At 73.0% G+C, this 16,348-nt stretch carries 14 protein-coding genes and 1 riboswitch; of the genes, 9 read left to right on the top strand and 5 right to left on the bottom strand.

Going from position 1 to position 16,348, the window contains the following annotated elements; all coding sequences use genetic code 11:
• Positions 1 to 18 precede the first annotated feature (18 nt).
• Positions 19 to 1,017, bottom strand: coding sequence for a glucosyl-3-phosphoglycerate synthase (locus ACEZDE_RS01675; protein ID WP_380530899.1), 999 nt, complete (start codon positions 1,015 to 1,017; stop codon positions 19 to 21).
• Positions 1,018 to 1,188: 171 nt separating this feature from the next.
• Positions 1,189 to 1,323: riboswitch (SAM riboswitch) on the top strand.
• Here ACEZDE_RS01675 and thrC point away from each other — a divergent pair.
• The 6 genes from thrC to ACEZDE_RS01645 all read left to right on the top strand — a co-directional run bounded on the left by thrC (position 1,317) and on the right by ACEZDE_RS01645 (position 6,250).
• The gene (gene thrC, locus ACEZDE_RS01670) at positions 1,317 to 2,606 is read left to right on the top strand and encodes a threonine synthase (protein WP_380530897.1); all 1,290 of its coding nucleotides are present in this window, start codon (positions 1,317 to 1,319) and stop codon (positions 2,604 to 2,606) included. (Overlaps the previous riboswitch by 7 nt.)
• Positions 2,603 to 2,881 carry a MoaD/ThiS family protein gene (locus ACEZDE_RS01665; protein ID WP_380530896.1) on the top strand — a complete coding sequence of 93 codons (279 nt, stop codon included), beginning with the start codon at positions 2,603 to 2,605 and terminating at the stop codon, positions 2,879 to 2,881. The genes thrC and ACEZDE_RS01665 overlap by 4 nt, the downstream gene beginning before the upstream one ends.
• Positions 2,882 to 3,365: 484 nt before the next feature.
• Positions 3,366 to 3,566 carry a cold-shock protein gene (locus tag ACEZDE_RS01660; protein WP_030255564.1) on the top strand — a complete coding sequence of 67 codons (201 nt, stop codon included), beginning with the start codon at positions 3,366 to 3,368 and terminating at the stop codon, positions 3,564 to 3,566.
• A gap of 293 nt (positions 3,567 to 3,859) precedes the next feature.
• The gene (groL, locus tag ACEZDE_RS01655; protein ID WP_380530893.1) at positions 3,860 to 5,485 is read left to right on the top strand and encodes a chaperonin GroEL; all 1,626 of its coding nucleotides are present in this window, start codon (positions 3,860 to 3,862) and stop codon (positions 5,483 to 5,485) included.
• A 109-nt stretch (positions 5,486 to 5,594) separates the two neighbouring features.
• Positions 5,595 to 5,990, top strand: coding sequence for a hypothetical protein (locus ACEZDE_RS01650; RefSeq protein ID WP_380530890.1), 396 nt, complete (start codon positions 5,595 to 5,597; stop codon positions 5,988 to 5,990).
• On the top strand, positions 5,987 to 6,250 hold the full coding sequence (locus ACEZDE_RS01645) for a DUF4031 domain-containing protein (RefSeq protein WP_380530887.1): 264 nt from the start codon (positions 5,987 to 5,989) through the stop codon (positions 6,248 to 6,250). The genes ACEZDE_RS01650 and ACEZDE_RS01645 overlap by 4 nt, the downstream gene beginning before the upstream one ends.
• Positions 6,251 to 6,347: 97 nt before the next feature.
• On the opposite strand, the gene ACEZDE_RS01640 is transcribed toward ACEZDE_RS01645, so the two are convergent.
• Positions 6,348 to 7,013 (bottom strand): HD domain-containing protein, encoded by a 666-nt coding sequence (locus ACEZDE_RS01640; protein ID WP_380530884.1) that lies wholly within the window; start codon positions 7,011 to 7,013, stop codon positions 6,348 to 6,350.
• 153 nt (positions 7,014 to 7,166) lie between these two features.
• Here ACEZDE_RS01640 and ACEZDE_RS01635 point away from each other — a divergent pair, with 153 nt between their 5' ends.
• On the top strand, positions 7,167 to 7,874 hold the full coding sequence (locus ACEZDE_RS01635) for a copper homeostasis protein CutC (protein WP_380530881.1): 708 nt from the start codon (positions 7,167 to 7,169) through the stop codon (positions 7,872 to 7,874).
• Positions 7,875 to 7,904: 30 nt separating this feature from the next.
• Here the strand turns inward: ACEZDE_RS01635 and ACEZDE_RS01630 are convergent, their stop codons facing one another.
• Positions 7,905 to 10,088: a HelD family protein gene (locus ACEZDE_RS01630; protein ID WP_380530879.1), complete on the bottom strand. Its 2,184-nt coding sequence runs from the start codon at positions 10,086 to 10,088 to the stop codon at positions 7,905 to 7,907.
• Between the two features lie 337 nt (positions 10,089 to 10,425).
• Between ACEZDE_RS01630 and ACEZDE_RS01625 the strand changes: the two genes are divergently transcribed.
• Positions 10,426 to 10,614 (top strand): hypothetical protein, encoded by a 189-nt coding sequence (locus ACEZDE_RS01625; RefSeq protein WP_380530877.1) that lies wholly within the window; start codon positions 10,426 to 10,428, stop codon positions 10,612 to 10,614.
• 43 nt (positions 10,615 to 10,657) lie between these two features.
• Here the strand turns inward: ACEZDE_RS01625 and ACEZDE_RS01620 are convergent, their stop codons facing one another.
• On the bottom strand, positions 10,658 to 12,304 hold the full coding sequence (locus ACEZDE_RS01620) for a DNA repair helicase XPB (RefSeq protein WP_380530874.1): 1,647 nt from the start codon (positions 12,302 to 12,304) through the stop codon (positions 10,658 to 10,660).
• A gap of 164 nt (positions 12,305 to 12,468) precedes the next feature.
• Between ACEZDE_RS01620 and ACEZDE_RS01615 the strand changes: the two genes are divergently transcribed.
• Positions 12,469 to 13,554: a DUF4190 domain-containing protein gene (locus ACEZDE_RS01615; protein ID WP_380530872.1), complete on the top strand. Its 1,086-nt coding sequence runs from the start codon at positions 12,469 to 12,471 to the stop codon at positions 13,552 to 13,554.
• 40 nt (positions 13,555 to 13,594) lie between these two features.
• Here ACEZDE_RS01615 and ACEZDE_RS01610 read toward each other — a convergent pair whose 3' ends face one another.
• Positions 13,595 to 16,120, bottom strand: a complete 2,526-nt coding sequence (locus ACEZDE_RS01610; protein ID WP_380530869.1) for a helicase-associated domain-containing protein — start codon at positions 16,118 to 16,120, stop codon at positions 13,595 to 13,597.
• Positions 16,121 to 16,348: the final 228 nt, after the last annotated feature.

Below are 16,348 nucleotides of genomic sequence, written 5' to 3'. Positions count from 1 at the left end.
TGCCTTCCCAAGCCCTGGTCAAACGTCTTTCGCGGTCGGTGTGATGTTCGGCGGCGGTGTGACGGTCGGCAGCGTGACGATGGGTGGGCGCTCACTCACCGGGAGGTCCACCGTGCTGGGGGTGAATCCGGCCGCGGTCCGGGTGAACTGGGTCAGCTGAGGGGTGGCCAGGTCGTCGGCGGCCTTGAGCCGGTTGCCGCGGCTGAGCCGCTCCAGCGCGGTGAGCTGGATGGCGGCGGCCATCCGCCCCAGCGCCTGGGAGTCCTGGTGCCGGTGGTGCCGGACCCCGACGTCCACCTGGGCCAGCGCGTCCAGACCGGCCAGCTCCAGGGCGTCCACCAGCAGCCCCAGCTCGACGCCGTAGCCGGTGGGGAAGGGCAGCCGCTCCAGCAGCGAGCGCCGGGCCGCGTACTCGCCGCCGAGCGGCTGGACGAAGCCGGCCAGCAGCGGCCAGTACAGGTTCAGCAGCGGACGGGCGACCAGCTCGGTGACCCGGCCGCCGCCGGCCGGGATGACCGCGTCGGCGGTCTCCAGCGGCCGGTCGTACATCGCCTTGACGAAGGCCACCCCGGGCTCGGTGAGCAGCGGTCCGACGATGCCGGAGACGAACGCGGGGTCGAACTCGCGCAGGTCGGCGTCGACGAAGCAGACGATGTCGCCGCGGGTCGCCAGCAGCGAGCGCCACAGCACCTCGCCCTTGCCGGGCAGCGCGGGCAGCGCGGGCAGGATCGCGTCCCGGTGCACCACCCGGGCCCCGGCCTCGGCGGCGACCCGCGCGGTGCCGTCGGCGGAGCCGGAGTCGACCACCACCAGCTCGTCCACCAGCGGCACCGCGTCCATCAGGTCGCGGCGGACGGCCGAGACGATCCCGCCGACCGTGGCCTCCTCGTCCAGGGCCGGGAGCACCACGCTGACGCTGTGTCCGGTCGCCCGCTTGGCGGCGAGCAGCTCCGGCAGGGAGCGGTCGGCCGCCGTCCAGGAGCGGTGGCGCAGCCAGTCCGCGACCTCGTCAAGCACAGGACTCCTCGGTAGTGGTCTCCGGTCGCGGTCCCCGCTGTGACGCGTCTCGCCCCGCGGACGATCTGTGATCGCGGACAGTGCTTCGGTTACAGTCATGGGGACGACCGGCGCACTCCACAGTATCCACGCGCCGGACAAACGCGGATCGGCAGCGACCGTCCGCCATAGAGCTCATCCAGAGGGACTGAGGGAACGGCCCGTTGAAGTCCCGGCAACCCTCCTGCCAGCACACGCCGTAGAGGCCCTGGTGGGGAAGGTGCCAATTCCGTCCTGCGGCGAGACGCGCCGCGGGGAAGATGAGGAGAGAGGGCCTCGCCATCATGGCTGAAGTAACCGCTGAGTCGTTCGGTCCCGCCGTCGCCCTGTCCTGCAGGGAGTGCGGTGCGCGGACCCCGCTCGCCCCCGATTTCGCCTGTACCGAGTGCTTCGGCCCGCTTGAGGTGGCGTACGAGCTGCCCACCGGGGACCCGGAGGCGCTGCGGGCCCGGATCGAGGCGGGCCCGGCGAACATCTGGCGCTACGCGCCGCTGCTGCCCGTCCCCGCGGACGTGGCGGACAAGCCCAATCTCAACCCCGGCTGGACCAAGCTGGTCAAGGCCGACAACCTGGCCCGCGAGCTGGGCGTGACCGGCGGCCTGTACGTCAAGGACGACTCCGGCAACCCGACCCACTCGTTCAAGGACCGGGTCGTCGCCATCGCCGTCGAGGCCGCCCGCACCTTCGGCTTCACCACCCTCTCCTGCTCCTCCACCGGCAACCTGGCCGGCGCGGTGGGCGCCGCCGCGGCCAGGACCGGGCTGCGCTCGTGCGTGTTCATCCCGCACGACCTGGAGCAGGGCAAGGTGGTGATGGCCGCGGTGTACGGCGGCGAGCTGGTCGGCATCGAGGGCAACTACGACGACGTGAACCGCTTCTGCTCGGAGCTGATCGGCGACCCGGCCGGCGAGGGCTGGGGCTTCGTCAACGTCAACCTCCGCCCCTACTACGGCGAGGGCTCGAAGACCCTGGCGTACGAGATCTGCGAGCAGCTGGGCTGGCGGCTGCCGGACCAGCTGGTGATCCCGATCGCCTCGGGCTCCCAGCTGACGAAGATCGACAAGGGGCTGAAGGAGCTGATCGCGCTCGGCCTGGTCGAGGACAGGCCCTACAAGATCTTCGGCGCCCAGGCCGAGGGCTGCTCGCCGGTCTCGGTCGCCTTCAAGGCAGGCCACGACGTGATCCGGCCGCAGAAGCCGGACACCATCGCCAAGTCGCTGGCGATCGGCAACCCGGCCGACGGCCCGTACGTCCTGGACATCTGCCGCCGCACCGGCGGCGCGGTGGAGGACGTCAACGACGAGCAGGTGGTCGACGCGATCAAGCTGCTGGCGCGGACCGAGGGGATCTTCGCCGAGACGGCGGGCGGGGTCACCGTGGGCGTGCTGCAGAAGCTGATCAAGAACGGCCTGCTCGACCCGGCCGCCGAGACCGTGGTCCTCAACACCGGTGACGGCCTGAAGACCCTGGACGCGGTGGAACCGACCACCGGCCTGTCCGCCACCATCCGCCCCACCCTTGACTCGTTCCGAGAGGCTGGCCTCGTATGAGTGTCTCCGTCCGCATTCCGACCATCCTGCGCACCTACACCGGCGGCGCCGCCGAGGTGAAGGCCGAGGGGGCGACCCTCGCCGCCGTGATCGAGGACCTGGAGGCCAACCACACCGGCATCCGCGGCCGCATCCTCGACGACAGCGGCAAGCTGCGCCGCTTCGTGAACGTGTACGTGAACGACGACGACGTGCGCTTCGCGGACGGCCTGGACACGGCCGTCGCCGACGGCGGCGCGATCTCCATCATCCCGGCGGTCGCCGGCGGCTGCTGATCCCGGTTCTCCGGAAGGGGCGTCCCCGCCGTTCGGCCGGGACGCCCTTCGCATGTCCGAAACGCATCGGCCGGACAATGGCCGATTGTCGCCCGGGGTCTGTCCTGAACGGGTCCGCGGAGCAGGTAGAGTGCATTCCGGTTCCTTCGATTACCTTCCCCCGGGCCTGGCCTGACCCCTTGTGCCACCGGCGTCCCGCGGGTCGAGACGGCATATGCCGGAAACGGCTGCCTGATTCCTGAGAAATTGTCCGGTGATTTGCCCGGATGACACCGGTATGCCCCGTCGATCTTGTGGCGGTTTGCCGATATTGATCGGCTTATGCCCGATAAACAATGACGAGAATTCTGTGCCGTGCGCCCTGTTGCAGAGGGCATCGGAGTGGATACATTCAGCGTCGGTCGATGCACTGCGTGCCGCGCAGGGGCACGGCCCGGTCCGCGGAGTGCGGTCCGTGAAAGGGCCAGTAATAGGGGAGTTCGGAATGGCTCAGGGCACCGTCAAGTGGTTCAACGCGGAGAAGGGGTACGGCTTCATCGCGGTCGACGGTGGTGCGGACGTGTTCGTCCACTACAGCGCGATCCAGATGGACGGGTACCGGTCGCTCGAAGAGGGCCAGCGGGTCGAGTTCGAGATCTCGCAGGGTCAGAAGGGTCCGCAGGCGGACATGGTCCGCGTGGTGTGACCGCTCGGTCGAGCGATCGCTGACAGACCTTCCGGTAGGCCGATGCCCCAGCAGGGGCGGCGGCCTACCGGCGTTTCCGGCCCCGGGTCCCGGGTCGGGCTCCGGACATCTGCTTGCACTCAAGGGGTGAGAGTGCTAATCATTGGCGTTAGCACTCTGAGGTAGAGAGTGACAACGGGCCGGGTAGGTGAGGCTCCGGGCGCGACGGGAAGTGACCGTCGCCGGCCGGGACCGTCCGTCGCGGGCGCCAGCGCGGTCCACTCGCAGCCACCCTGTCCGGGAGGACCACTTCCATGGCCAAGATCATTGCGTTTAACGAGGAAGCTCGTCGCGGCCTTGAGCGCGGGATGAACCAGCTCGCCGACGCTGTCAAGGTCACGCTCGGCCCCAAGGGCCGCAACGTCGTCCTGGAGAAGAAGTGGGGCGCCCCCACGATCACCAACGACGGTGTCTCCATCGCCAAGGAGATCGAGCTCGAGGACCCGTACGAGAAGATCGGCGCCGAGCTCGTCAAGGAGGTCGCCAAGAAGACCGACGACGTCGCGGGCGACGGCACCACCACCGCCACCGTGCTGGCCCAGGCGCTGGTCCGGGAGGGCCTGCGCAACGTCGCCGCCGGCGCCAACCCGATGGCCCTGAAGCGCGGCATCGAGAAGGCCGTGGCGGCCGTCTCCGCCCAGCTGCTGGAGCAGGCGCAGGACGTGGAGACCAAGGAGCAGATCGCCTCCACCGCCTCCATCTCCGCCGCCGACCCGCAGATCGGCGAGCTCATCGCCGAGGCGATGGACAAGGTCGGCAAGGAAGGCGTCATCACCGTCGAGGAGTCGCAGACCTTCGGCCTGGAGCTTGAGCTCACCGAGGGCATGCGCTTCGACAAGGGCTTCATCTCGGCGTACTTCGCCACCGACCTGGAGCGTATGGAGACGTCCTTCGACGACCCGTACATCCTGATCGCCAACTCCAAGATCGGCGGGGTCAAGGACCTGCTCCCGATCCTGGAGAAGGTCATGCAGTCCGGCAAGCCGCTGCTGATCATCGCCGAGGACGTCGAGGGCGAGGCCCTGTCGACCCTGGTGGTCAACAAGATCCGTGGCACCTTCAAGTCCGTCGCCGTCAAGGCCCCGGGCTTCGGCGACCGCCGCAAGGCCATGCTCGGCGACATCGCCATCCTCACCGGCGGCACGGTCATCTCCGAGGAGGTCGGCCTGAAGCTGGAGAACGCCGGTCTGGAGCTGCTCGGCACCGCCCGCAAGGTCGTCATCACCAAGGACGAGACCACCATCATCGACGGTGGCGGCGACAGCGACCAGGTCGCCGGCCGGGTCAACCAGATCCGCGCCGAGATCGACAACAGCGACTCCGACTACGACCGCGAGAAGCTCCAGGAGCGCCTGGCGAAGCTCGCGGGCGGCGTGGCCGTGATCAAGGCCGGCGCGGCGACCGAGGTCGAGCTCAAGGAGCGCAAGCACCGCATCGAGGACGCCGTCCGCAACGCGAAGGCCGCCGTCGAGGAGGGCATCGTCGCCGGTGGCGGCGTTGCGCTGCTGCAGGCCGGGGTGGTCTTCGAGAAGCTGGAGCTGGAGGGCGACGAGGCCACCGGCGCCAACATCGTCAAGGTCGCGCTGGAGGCCCCGATCAAGCAGATCGCCCTCAACGGCGGCCTCGAGGGCGGCGTCGTGGTCGAGAAGGTCCGCAACCTGCAGCCGGGTTGGGGCCTCAACGCCGCGACCGGCGAGTACGTCGACCTGATCGCGTCCGGCATCATCGACCCGGCCAAGGTCACCCGCTCCGCCCTGCAGAACGCGGCCTCCATCGCCGCGCTGTTCCTGACCACCGAGGCGGTCATCGCCGACAAGCCCGAGAAGGCCGGTGCCCCCGCGGGCGGCGGCGGCATGCCGGGTGGTGACATGGACTTCTGATCCTGGCCCCCGGCCGGATCAGCGGTACCTGAGCGAGGCGGTCCTCCCCTTCGGGGGCGGGCCGCCTCGCTGCGTTCCCGGCTGCCGCCGGGTTTGGGAGAATGGGGGGATGGACGCCGCCGAGAACCCCGTGAACCCCGCAGGCACACCGGACCCGGCCATCGAGGCCGCGCTGCACAGCGCCCGCGCGGACGTGCTGCGGGACCTGACCTCACGCGACATCGCCGACGCGGCGGTGGTCTCGATGCTGGAGGACGCGGTGGCCCAGCGCCGCTGGTGGGTCGAGCAGTGGCCGGACGGGGTGGAGTTCCTGCTCGGGCTGGTCGCCCAGGACATCCAGGACGCCCTGCTGGAGGCTTACGGCCGCTGGCCGCTGTGCGGGTCCTGCGCGGTCGAGGGCGAGCTTCAGGCGCTGAGCGTCGATCCCGAGCTGGGCCCCGATCCGCACTGGGTGTGCGAGAAGGAGGGCCTGGTGATCGCCGCGGTCGGGGCGCTGGGCGCATGATCCTGATCGACCCGCCGAGTTGGCCCGGACACGGGCGGATGTGGTCGCACCTGGTCAGCGACACGTCCTACGCGGAGCTGCATGCGTTCGCGCGGCGGCTGGAGATTCCCCCGCGGGGGTTCGAGCGGGACCACTACGACGTTCCGGCGCGGTTGTACGAGGCGGCGGTGGCGGCGGGGGCGGTTCCGGTCTCCAGCCGTGAGATCGTTTCCCGACTGGCGGCTGCGGGGCTGCGGCGGCGGAAGGGTGCGGCTGGGTAGGGGGTTGCTGTTCGCACAGTTCCCCGCGCCCCTGGGGGTCTGCAGCTCGATCAGTTGCACATGTCAGGGGCGCGGGGAACTGCGCGAACAAGAGCCCCTACGGACGCAAGGCGTCCAACTCCGCCCGCAGGTTCCCCCGAGCCGCCTCCTCATAAGCGGCGTGCCCCCGTTCCGTACGGAACAGCGCAGGGAGCCCCAGCAGCTGTTCCAGGATCTCCGCCCGGCCCGCCCGGAACGCCGCGTCGGGCACGAAGCCGTACTCCTCCCGGACCGCCGCGGCGTAAGCCGCGTAGGCCGCGGGGGCCCCGCCGAGGACCGCGAGGTCGGCGTCGCACAGCACCTCCCCGTTCCGGTCGCCCGCGGCCGGCTCGTGGGTGGTGGTCAGCCGCACCAGCCGGGCCGCTTCGGCCACCACCGCAGCCGGAACCCCCGCTTCCGGCAGGACCCGCTCCGCGAGCCGCGCGCTGCGCTCCTCGTTCTCGGCCCGGTCCGGTGCGTACACGGCGTCGTGGAACCAGGCCCCGAGGCGCACCGCGTCGGCGTCCTCGGCCTGCTCGGCCAGGTGGTCCACGACGTCCAGGACCGCGGCCAGATGGGTCAGCGTGTGGTACCGCCGCTGGGGCTCGGACCAGCGGCGGAGCAGTTCGTCGCCGAAGGGGGCGGGCGGCGCTGAGCCGGCCGGGGCGAGCCGTCCGAGCAGGGCGGTCCAGCGGTCGAGCAGGGCGGCTGCGAGGGCGGCGTCCGGATGCGGCAGCGGTGGCATGACGCCATTGTGAGGGAGAGGGCTGCCGAAGTTTGTGCGATCAAGCACGGAACAGGACTCGCCGCGCAGCCGTCAGATATGGCAGGCTAAGCAATATGTCTAGACCAATCTTCGACGGTCGGTCCGGACATCATGAGCAGAGGGAGAAGGACCGTGTCAGCCCGCCCGATCTTCGAGGTCATCGCCACGTGCAAGCAGGACGCGGTGGCAGCCGCCGCCGGTGGTGCCGACCGCCTGGAGTTGGCTGTCGACATGGGCGCCGACGGGCTCACCCCGTCGGTGGAGGAGTTCGCCAGGATCCGCGCCGCGGTGCACATCCCGCTGCGGGTCATGCTGCGCGACCGTGACGGCTTCCTGCCGCGCGACCTGGAGGCGCTGTCGGCCACTGCCGAGGCGCTCCGGGCCGAGGGCGCGGAGGAGTTCGTGTTCGGCTTCCTCACCCCCGACGGCGGCGTGGACCTGGAGGCGGTGCGGACCGTCCTGGACGCCATCCCCGGCTGCCGCTGGACCTTCCACCGGGCGCTGGACAACGCCGTGGACCGGGCCTCGGTCCGGGCCGCGATCGACGGGCTGCCCGGCCTGGACACCGTGCTGACGGCCGGTTCGGCCGCGGGCGTGGCGGCCGGGATCGACGTGCTGGCGGCCGAGTCGGCGCGGTCCGGCGAGCCCGGCTACCGTCCGCAGATCCTGGTCGGCGGCGGGCTCAAGGCCGACCAGGTCCCCGGGCTGCGCAAGCTGGGCATCGCCGGGTTCCACGTCGGCGGGATGGTCCGCCCCGGCGGCTGGACCACGCCGGTGGACACCGGCCTGGTCCAGCAGTGGCGCCGCCTGGTCGACGCGGACGAGCACATCGCGGCGTAGTCCCCGTCCCCCGGGACGGGACGGCCGGGCTCAGTCGGTGAGCACCGGGGGCAGCGGCCTGGCGTGCAGCACGGTGAGCCCGGAGACCGGGCGGGTGAGGCAGACGTAGAGGCGGCGCAGCCCGGTGCGGGCGTCCGGTTCGCCGTCGACGATCGCGGCCGGCTCGTCCAGCACCACGTAGTCGTACTCCAGGCCCTTCGCGAGCGAGGCCGGGACCAGGGTCAGCCGGGCCTCGGCGGTGGTCTCGGTTCCGGGGTCCAGGTAGGGCAGGCCGGCCGTGTCCAGCGCGGCGGCCAGCGCCGGGATCCGGGCGTCGGCGGCGATCAGGCCGACCGAGCCCTCGTTGCGCAGGGTCTCCCGGCAGGCGGCGACCACCGCGTCGGTCAGCGCCGCTGGTGCGGCGTCGGTCAGCGCCGAGGCGGCGTCCAGCGCGGCGGAGTCGTCCGGCTCGTCGGCTGCCGTCCTCGGGTCCGGCCGTCCGGTTGGCACCCGGCGGACGCTGAGCGCGCCGTGCGACTCGCGGACCGACTCGGCTGGAGCCAGGTCCGGCGCGATGCCGGGGAGCAGCCGTGAGGCGTAGCGGATCACCTCGCTGGGCACCCGGAAGGTCTTGGTCAGCGCCTCGACCCTGGAGTCCGGCTTGCCCAGGTGCCGCAGCGCCTCGGCCCAGGTCGCGGTGGCCCACGGGGTGGTGCCCTGGGCGATGTCGCCGAGGACGGTGGCCGAGCCGGTGGTGCAGCGGCGGCCGACCGCGCGGTACTGCATCGGGGAGAGGTCCTGGGCCTCGTCCAGCACCACGTGGCCGAGCGAGTGGGTCCGCTCGACCAGGTCGCGGGCCTCGTCGACCAGGACGGCGTCGGCCAGCGACCAGGGCGCGGCGCGCAGGCTGCGCGGGGGCTTCGGCCACAGCACGGTGGCCTGCTCCTCGGGGGTGAGCACGCCCTCGGCGCAGGCGGCCAGGAAGTCCGGGTCGGAGAGCAGCCGGAACACCAGCTTGGCCGGGTCGACCACCGGCCAGACCGCCTTGACCACGGCCTTCACCGCGGGGTTGCGGGCCACCGCGTCCTGGACCCGGTCGTCGGGGGCCTCGCCGCCGTTCTCCATCTTCACCAGCACCGCGTGCGCGATCCGCTGCGGCAGCGCGGCCAGGGCGGCCCCGTAGCGGATGTCACGGTCCATCAGCTCCTGGACGATCTCCTCCAGTTCGTACGCCGGGACGCGCCAGCGGCGGGAGCCGCGGACCACCACGCAGGGCTCGGTCGGCATCCGGACGCCGGAGCGGACGGCGCGGCGCAGCACCTCGGCCATCCTGGCGTCGCCCTTGACCACGGCGGCGTCGGCCGGGTCGGCGCCGCTGACGGTGACCTGGGAGACCAGCTCCTCGACCGTGGCCTGGGCCACGTCCAGCTCGCCCAGGGCGGGCAGCACCTGCTCGATGTAGTGCAGGAAGGAGCGGTTCGGGCCGATCACCAGGGTGCCGGTGCGGGCCAGCCGCTCCCGGTGGGCGTAGAGCAGGTAGGCGACGCGGTGCAGGCCGACGGCGGTCTTCCCGGTGCCGGGCGCGCCCTGGACGCAGACCGTGCCGGTGACGTCGGCGCGGACGATCTCGTCCTGCTCCGGCTGGATGGTGGCGACGATGTCGCGCATCGGGCCGACGCGGGGGCGCTCGATCTCCGAGGCGAGCAGGGCGCTGGCGGTGTCCAGCTCGGCCGGGTCGGTGAGGTGCTCGTCCTCGTAGGCGGTGAGGTCGCCGCCGGTGTAGCCGAAGCGGCGGCGCAGCCCGACGTCCAGCGGCTCCTTGCGGCTGGCCCGGTAGAACGGCTGGGAGACCGGCGCGCGCCAGTCGATCACCATCGGGTCGCCGTCGGCGTCGTGGACGTGCCGGCGGCCGATGTAGAACTGCTCTCCGGCGGCCCCCTCGGCCTGGTCGGTGCCGGGGGCGTGCAGGTAGTCCAGGCGGCCGAAGAACAGCGGGGTGTGCGCCAGGTCGGCCAGGGCCTTGATCCGGTCGGACATCTCGCGCTGCAGGATCGCGGCGTTGACCCAGTTCCCGGTGACGTCGGAGAGGTCGAGCGACTCGACGTCCACCCGCATCGCGCGGAGCGCGGCCCGGGAGGCGGCGAGGTGGTCGCGTTCGCGTTGCAGGGGGTCGTCGGACGGGGGCGTGGACGGGCTGGACGCGTCTGCGGGGGTGCGCTGGGTGTGCGGAGGCACGGAAAAGCCTTCCCGGCTGCGTGGCACCGGGGGTGCCCGGCGCGCAGCGGTCTCAAGGTCTTCGATGGAGTTTGAGAGCCGCCCGGTACCGGCCGGGCGGCGCACTCCCCGGCTCCGACGACGGAGGGAGAGGCGGCAGACCGGACATGGTAGACCCGGTCGTGTGCGGATGGCCAATGAATTAACGCCGGGGTTCCGCTGGGTCCCGCCAGTCGGGGTCAGGGGAAACCCTGACCTCGGGATGACCGGGCGTACCCCTGCGGGAGGAGGCCCCCGGGCCCGCCGGATCGGCCTCCGGGGCGACGACTTCGCAGGTGGGGAAGCCTAGGTTGGAGTCATGGCTACCGCACAGATGAACCCGGAGACCACGGCCGGCCCGAGCGCCCGCCATGGCAGCACCCGAACCGACCACCCTGACCGGCGCCACCCCGTCCGCACCGCGCTGCGCGGGGTCGGCGTCTTCCTCGACACCACCTGGCGGGTGGTGCTGCTCGGCAGCGACGGCGTCGACGGCGCCCGGCGCTGACACTCCGTCACTTGGGCGCCGGACGACCGGGGACGCCCCCGCGTCAGTCGGCGGTGAGTACGTCGTCGGCGTCGATGATCCGGTAGGCGTAGCCCTGCTCGGCCAGGAAGCGCTGGCGGTGCGCGGCGAAGTCCTGGTCGATGGTGTCGCGGGCGACCACCGAGTAGAAGTGGGCGGTGTGCCCGTCCGCCTTGGGCCGGAGCACCCGGCCGAGCCGCTGCGCCTCCTCCTGCCGGGAGCCGAAGGTGCCGGAGACCTGGATGGCGACGGTGGCCTCGGGCAGGTCGATCGAGAAGTTGGCGACCTTGGACACCACCAGCACGGTGATCTCGCCGTTGCGGAAGGCGTCGAAGAGTTTCTCCCGCTGCGGGTTGGTGGTCTCGCCCTTGATCACCGGGGCGTCCAGCGCCTCGCCCAACTCGTCCAGCTGGTCGATGTACTGGCCGATGACCAGGGTCGGGGTGCCGCGGTGCTTCTCCACCAGGGCCTGGGTGATCCGGCGCTTGCTGGCGGTGGTGGCGCAGTAGCGGTAGCGCTCCTCCGGCTCGGCGGTGGCGTAGGCGAGGCGCTCGGTGTCGGTGAGGGTGACCCGGACCTCGACGCAGTCGGCCGGGGCGATGTAGCCCTGCGCCTCGATCTCCTTCCACGGCGCGTCGAAGCGCTTGGGGCCGATCAGCGAGAACACGTCGCCCTCGCGGCCGTCCTCGCGGACCAGGGTCGCGGTCAGCCCGAGCCGGCGGCGGGCCTGCAGGTCGGCGGTGAAGCGGAAGATCGGCGCGGGGAGCAGGTGCACCTCGTCGTAGACCACCAGGCCCCAGTCGCGGGAGTCGAACAGCTCCAGGTGCGCGTAGACGCCCTTCCGCTTGGTCGTCATCACCTGGTAGGTGGCGATGGTGACCGGGCGGATCTCCTTGCGGGTGCCGCTGTACTCGCCGATCTCCTCCTCGGTCAGCGAGGTGCGCTTGACCAGCTCGTGCTTCCACTGCCGGGCCGAGACGGTGTTGGTGACCAGGATCAGCGTGGTCGCCTTGGCGGTCGCCATCGCCGCCGCGCCGACCAGGGTCTTGCCCGCGCCGCAGGGCAGCACCACGACGCCGGAGCCGCCGTGCCAGAAGCCCTCCACCGCCTGCTGCTGGTACGGGCGCAGCTGCCAGCCGTCCTGGTCCAGCTCGATCGGGTGCGCCTCGCCGTCCACGTACCCGGCCAGGTCCTCGGCCGGCCAGCCGAGCTTCAGCAGCACCTGCTTGATCTGGCCGCGCTCGGAGGGGTGGACGGCGACGGTGTCGGCGTCCAGCCGGGCGCCGACCAGCGGGACGATCTTCTTGGAGCGGAGGATCTCCTCCAGGATCGGCCGGTCGGTGGTCGACAGCACCAGGCCGTGCACCGGGTGCTTGCTCAGCGTCAGCCGCCCGTAGCGGCCCATCGTGTCGGCCACGTCCACCAGCAGCGCGTGCGGGACCGGGTAGCGGGAGTAGGTCACCAGGGCGTCGATGACCTGCTCGGCGTCGTGCCCGGCGGCGCGGGCGTTCCACAGCCCGAGCGGGGTGACCCGGTAGGTGTGCACGTGCTCGGGGGCGCGCTCCAGCTCCGCGAACGGCGCGATGGCACGGCGGCAGTCACCGGCCAGGGCGTGGCCGGTCTCCAGGAGCAGGGTCTTGTCGGACTGGACGATGAGCGGGCCGTCGTTCACGGGGTGGGCCTCCGGGGGGCTGAGCGCAGGGCAGACCCTCCAGTGTGCCAGCCCGAGCCGCGGCGGGGGCGGGGGCGACCGGTGGGACCGGCTCGGGCGATCCGCTAACCTGCCCTTCCGAAGCATCGGCAGGGGGGACAGAAATGGGCACGCCACCAGGGGAAATGCCGCCGTATCCGGCCAAGCCGCCGATACCGGGCGAGCTGCCGCCGTCGGCGCACTGGGCGGTGCCGGGGCAGGGGTATCCGCCGCCGTACGGGGGCGGACAGCAGGCGCCGGGGGCGGACGGGATGGCCATCGGGTCGTTCGTGACCGGGCTGCTCGGGCTCTGGCCGGTGGGGCTGGCGCTGGGGATCGTCGCGCTGGTCCGGAAGCGGCCGAACCGGCGCCGGGGCAAGGGGCTGGCCATCGCCGGGCTGGTGCTGGCGGGGGTGTGGGCGCTGGGGTCGGTGGCGCTGGTCGGCACCGCGTTCGTACGGCACGCGAGCACCACCACCGCGGCCGGGCCGAGGACGGCGTCCGGGGTGCGGCTGCGGACGCTGAAGCCCGGCGACTGCTACGACCAGAGCGGGCCCGTGAACCTGCTGCGGGTCAAGCAGGTGCCCTGCACCGAGCCGCACGACGCCCAGTTGCTGAAGGTCTCCGACGAACTGGCGGGCGGCAACTTCCCCGGGGAGACCACCTCGGAGAGCACGGCGGCGAACGTCTGCGCGACCGCCGAGTTCGCGCTGATGCCTGACGCCGACAGCGTGCTTCCCGACAACGTCGTCGTCACCTTCAACTACCCGAGCGAGCAGTCCTGGTGGGCCGGTGAGCAGGGCATCTACTGCTTCATGCAGGACGTTCAGAAGAAGAAGCTGACCGCGCCGCTGGCGGCTGAGCCGATCGTCTACGACGCCGACCAGACCGCGTACCTGAAGCTGGACCGGCCGGAACAGGTCTCCCGGCACGTCTACGGCTACCTGGCCGACCCGCACTGGGCCGACGGACAGCCGTACGCCGTCGAGGTGGCCGCTGACCTGCGCACCGAGGCGGCGAAGCTGGTGGCGGCGAAGTGGCCCGGTGCGGTCGGACCGCATGCCAGGGCGCTGGCCGCGGCCGACCTCAAGGAGGCCAAGCTGTGGGACGCCGTGGTCGCGGCCAACGACGACGCCGACTGGAAGGCCGCGCTGGCCCGGATCACCGCCTCCTACCAGGGCGGTTACGGTCAGGCCATCGTGGACATGCGGGCGTCGCTGCAACTGCCCTGACCCGCCGTGATCTGACCCGCTACGACCCTCGCGGACCGGCCTACTCCGCGAGCTCGGCGACGCCGGTGATTCGGTGCAGGCTGAAGGTGCGGACCTCTTCGCGGAGTTGGTCGAAGGCGGTGACGAAGCCGCCGCCGACCTGCTTGGGCTCGACCACGCGCTGGCTGGCCGCGCCGTCGGCGTTGACGTAGCCGATCCACACCGCCGCGCCGGCCAGGGTCGCGGCCTGGAGCGCGGCCAGGGTGTCCGCGGCGCTGGTGCGCGGCAGCGCACGGGCGGCCCCGGCGCCCGTTCCGGTGCCCGACCCGGCCCCGGCCGGGCCCGCGCCGTTGCCGGATCCGCCCGCGGCCGGTTCGCGGTGGGCGACGGTGGCGGCGCGGTCGCCCGCGCGGACGGCCTTGACCGCCGCGCCCAGCAGCCCGTCCGGGACCTGCGGCGGCCCGTCGCCGACGGGGACCGGCGCGCTGCGCGGCGGCGTCCGCACCGCGTCCGGACGGGAGATCAGCACGTCGCCGTCCGGGGACTCGGCCGCGGGCGCGTAGCCGAGCGACCGCAGCTGGGTGAGCAGCGTGGCCGGGTCGGCCTGGGCCGCCAGCACGGTCGGCGCCAGCCGCCGCAGCCGCAGCTGGACCGTCCGACGGTCCGCCAGCAGCTCGCCCAGCAGCGCGTCGTCGTCGCAGCGCAGGTACGCGGACGCGCCGCCGACCCGGAGCCGTCCGTGCCGCCGGGCCACGTCGTCGATCAGATAGCTGAGCGGCTGCGGGACCGGGGTCCGGGAGTGCTTGGCCAGGAAGCCGTGCAGCTCCTCGGCGCTGCGCCCGGCGTCCAGGGCGCGGCGGACCGAGTCCGGGGTGAACCGGTAGACCGTAGCGCCGCCCTTGGACTCGACGTCGGCGGCCACCGCCAGGGTCTGCGCCAGCGGGGTGTGCAGCGGCCCCGGCGCGATGGCGGTGAGGTCGGGCTGCAGGATCACGTGGTCCAGCGGCTCGGGCAGCAGCGGGGCCAGCACCGGCAGCGGGTCCCCGCCGTCCAGCAGCCGCCGGGTGTGGTCGGCGAGCGCGCCGCGGCCGGTCAGCCCGAGCAGCTCGGCCTCGGTCAGGGTCCAGCCGACCAGCCGGTCCCGGACCGAGCCGCCGCGCAGCGGGCTGAGCCAGCGCAGGTGCGCCAGCAGGCTGTCCTGGTCGGCGGAGCTTCCGGCCGGGAGCCCGGCCAGCAGGGTCAGCACCTGCTGCCGCAGCTCGGGGGCGGACGGGCGGTCCAGGTCGTTGCCGAGGGCGGCCAGCACCTTGTCCTTGGCGTCCCGGCCGCCGACCAGCGCGGCCACCCGGCTGCTCGCCAGCCAGCCGCGGACCAGCAGCAGCCAGCGGTCGCCGACCGGCTGCCGGAGCCACTCGTCGAACAGCGGGGTCGGCGCCCAGCGTTCGGCGACCTCGCCGTCGGCGGCGACCAGCCCGGCGGTGTAGGCCAGTTCCAGCCAGAACGCGGTCTGCGGCTCCGGCAGGTCCAGTGCGGCGGCGGTGCGGCGCAGCTCGCGCACGCCCAGGCCGCCGGTGCGCAGCACCACCGGGGCGTCGGTGCTCCACAGGTCGAGCGCCTCCTCGACGGTGCGGACGGCGGCGAACGCCTGGGCGGCGGCGGTGCGGTCGACCTGGTCGGGGGCGTGCGGTGCGGCGGGCGCGACGGCCGGCGGACCGGGTTCGACCGCGCTGTGCGCGCGTCCGCCGCGCAGGTGCAGCGCCACCTCGCGGGGCAGCACCACGTTCGCCGGTCCGGCCGGCAGCAGCACGCCGCGGGCCTGCAGCCACTCGACCGGGCCGCGCGCCTCGGCGGCCCGGACCGGGCGCGGTGCGCCTCCGGCGGCGGGCGACGGGAGCGCCCCGTACGGCGGGCCCCACATCAGCCGCCGCAGCACGTCCTTGACCCCGGGCGGGCCCTCGGCGAGCAGGGCGTCGGCGCGCTCCCGGTCGGCGAACAGCGCGGCCAGCGCGGCGACGGCGCTGACCGGGTCGTGGGTGGCGGGCAGCCCGAGGTCGGCGAGGACCTCCTGCAGCCGGGCCGGGGAGAGCCGGGCGGCGGTCGCGGCCTCGGCGAAGGTCGGGCCGAGGCCGGTCGGTCCCGGCGTCCCGCCGGTCGGCGCGAGCAGGTCGCGGGCGGTGCGGACCAGCCGCAGCTGGTCGTCGCCGCCCCAGACCAGGGCCTGGGTCCTGAGCACGGCCAGCGCGCCGGGGAGCGCGGCGAGGACCGCCTTCCGGTCCACCTCCTCGTGCGGGACGGTGCCGGTGAGCAGGTCGCCCAAGGCCGCGTAGGCGCAGCCGTCCTGGGCCACGGCGAGGGCCTCGGCGGTCTGCAGGGTGAACCGGTCCAGCCGCTCCAGCGCGCGGACCACCGAGGCGCGGGTGGACAGCCGGGTGGCGAGCTGGGTCAGGTCGCTGGGCACCGGGTGCAGCAGGTCGGGACGGGCCCGCAGCAGCTCGGCCAGACCCTGGTCGGACCGCGCCCGCAGCTCCTCGGCGAGGGTGCGGGGCGCCGCGGGGGGTGCGGGCGTGGCGGGGCGTCGACTGCTCATCCGACCCAGGCTAGTCGCTCCGCCTGGTAACCGGCCTGCCCGTGCGGGCGCGGCTGCGGGCGGAGCCGCGAGTTCGGCCGGTGGGTTCGGCCGCGGCGGGGTTGCGGGCGGGGCCGCGGGGGGACTGCGGGGGACTGCGGGCGGGGCGTGCCGGGGCGGGTTAGCGGGTACGGGAGGGGCAGCCGTCCGGCCGCCCTAAGCTTCTGAACGCGGGGTCCGGGGGGTGGG

The sequence above is a fragment of the Streptacidiphilus cavernicola genome (assembly GCF_042510955.1).
In the GTDB taxonomy this organism is placed as follows: Bacteria; Actinomycetota; Actinomycetes; order Streptomycetales; family Streptomycetaceae; genus Streptacidiphilus; species Streptacidiphilus cavernicola.
This window is presented reverse-complemented; position numbering and strand designations above follow the sequence as displayed.

Excerpts from the sequence above, each read along its gene's own strand:
- ACEZDE_RS01640 (WP_380530884.1), bottom strand. The coding sequence starts at position 7,013 with ATGCCACCGCTGCCGCATCCGGACGCCGCCCTCGCAGCCGCCCTGCTC.
- ACEZDE_RS01615 (WP_380530872.1), top strand. The coding sequence starts at position 12,469 with ATGCCGCCGTATCCGGCCAAGCCGCCGATACCGGGCGAGCTGCCGCCG.
- groL (WP_380530893.1), top strand. The coding sequence starts at position 3,860 with ATGGCCAAGATCATTGCGTTTAACGAGGAAGCTCGTCGCGGCCTTGAG.
- ACEZDE_RS01625 (WP_380530877.1), top strand. The coding sequence starts at position 10,426 with ATGGCTACCGCACAGATGAACCCGGAGACCACGGCCGGCCCGAGCGCC.
- ACEZDE_RS01665 (WP_380530896.1), top strand. The coding sequence starts at position 2,603 with ATGAGTGTCTCCGTCCGCATTCCGACCATCCTGCGCACCTACACCGGC.
- ACEZDE_RS01660 (WP_030255564.1), top strand. The coding sequence starts at position 3,366 with ATGGCTCAGGGCACCGTCAAGTGGTTCAACGCGGAGAAGGGGTACGGC.
- ACEZDE_RS01645 (WP_380530887.1), top strand. The coding sequence starts at position 5,987 with ATGATCCTGATCGACCCGCCGAGTTGGCCCGGACACGGGCGGATGTGG.
- thrC (WP_380530897.1), top strand. The coding sequence starts at position 1,317 with ATGAGGAGAGAGGGCCTCGCCATCATGGCTGAAGTAACCGCTGAGTCG.
- ACEZDE_RS01610 (WP_380530869.1), bottom strand. The coding sequence starts at position 16,120 with ATGAGCAGTCGACGCCCCGCCACGCCCGCACCCCCCGCGGCGCCCCGC.
- ACEZDE_RS01650 (WP_380530890.1), top strand. The coding sequence starts at position 5,595 with ATGGACGCCGCCGAGAACCCCGTGAACCCCGCAGGCACACCGGACCCG.